This window comes from uncultured Limnohabitans sp., assembly GCF_937889215.1.
In the GTDB taxonomy this organism is placed as follows: domain Bacteria; phylum Pseudomonadota; class Gammaproteobacteria; order Burkholderiales; family Burkholderiaceae_C; genus Limnohabitans_A.
In genome coordinates this window covers 1-1,530 of record NZ_CALBEX010000328.1, presented here as the reverse complement: position 1 = coordinate 1,530, position 1,530 = coordinate 1, and the positions used below count along the sequence as shown (strand labels likewise).

The following is a 1,530-nucleotide window of genomic DNA, read 5'->3' as shown; positions in this document are numbered from 1 at the left end:
AACCCTGCGCGATGCGCCTGGCTGTCAATTCGAACAGCTTGTAGATCTGGCCGGTCTGGATTATTCGGCTTACCGCGAGGTGGGCACCGACGGACTGCGCTTTGGCGTCACGGTGCACTTGCTGTCGGTGAGCCTGAACCAGCGCGTGCGTGTGCGAGTGCTGTGCCCCGATGACGATCTGCCGCTGGTGGACTCGGTCAATGACATCTGGAATTCGGCCAACTGGTACGAGCGCGAGGCCTTTGATTTGTACGGCATCGTGTTCGAAGGCCACAACGACCTGCGCCGCATCCTGACCGACTACGGCTTCATTGGTCACCCTTTCCGCAAAGACTTTCCACTGTCTGGCCATGTCGAGATGCGCTACGACGCCGAGCGCCGTCGCGTGGTGTACGAGCCGGTCAGCATCGAGCCGCGTGAAATCACGCCGCGCATCATCCGGGAAGACAACTACGGAGGCCTGAACTGACATGGCCGAAATCAAAAACTACACCCTGAACTTTGGCCCGCAGCACCCAGCCGCGCACGGCGTGTTGCGCTTGGTGCTCGAGTTGGATGGCGAGGTCGTGCAACGCGCCGACCCGCACATCGGCTTGTTGCATCGTGCCACCGAAAAGCTGGCCGAGAGCAAAACATACATCCAGTCGCTGCCCTACATGGACCGCCTGGACTACGTCTCAATGATGTGCAACGAGCATGCCTACTGCTTGGCCATTGAGAAAATGCTGGGCTTGGACGTGCCCATGCGTGCCCAGTACATCCGTGTGATGTTCTCGGAAATCACCCGCGTACTGAACCACCTCATGTGGCTGGGCTCACACGGCAACGATTGCGGTAGCTCCACTGTTCTGATCTACACCTTCCGAGAACGTGAAGACCTGTTTGACATGTACGAGGCGGTGTCTGGTGCGCGCATGCACGCGGCTTACTTTCGCCCCGGTGGTGTCTACCGCGACTTGCCAGACAGCATGCCGCAGTACAAGGTCAGCAAGATCAAGAACGCCAAAGCCATTGAGCAACTCAACAAAAACCGCCAAGGCTCGATGCTCGACTTCATCGATGACTTTACACAGCGTTTTCCCAAGTGCATCGACGAGTACGAAACCCTGCTCACAGACAACCGCATCTGGAAACAGCGCACCGTGGGCATCGGCGTCGTCTCCCCCGAGCGCGCCCTGAACCTGGGCATGACCGGCCCGATGTTGCGCGGCTCCGGCTTCGCCTGGGACTTGCGCAAGAAGCAGCCCTACGATGCTTACGATCAGGTTGAATTTGATGTGCCTGTGGGCAAGACCGGTGACAGCTACGACCGCTATTTGGTACGTGTGCAGGAGATGCGTGAATCGAACCGCATCATTCAGCAGTGCGTGAAGTGGTTGCGTGCCAACCCCGGCCCGGTCATCACCGACAACCACAAGGTGGCACCGCCTGCACGCGAAGGCATGAAATCAAACATGGAAGACTTGATCCACCATTTCAAGTTGTTCACCGAAGGTTTTCATGTGCCTGAAGGCGAGGCCTATGCCGCAG

General features: G+C 58.3%; 2 protein-coding genes. Both read left to right on the top strand.

All coding sequences use genetic code 11. The features are described from left to right. The coding region (locus tag Q0341_RS08335; RefSeq protein WP_299512026.1) for an NADH-quinone oxidoreductase subunit C at positions 1 to 469 on the top strand (469 nt) is incomplete at its 5' end. Between the two features lies 1 nt (position 470). Then, positions 471 to 1,530, top strand: a 1,060-nt coding sequence (locus Q0341_RS08330; protein ID WP_299512023.1) for an NADH-quinone oxidoreductase subunit D, incomplete at its 3' end; no start/stop codon positions are given.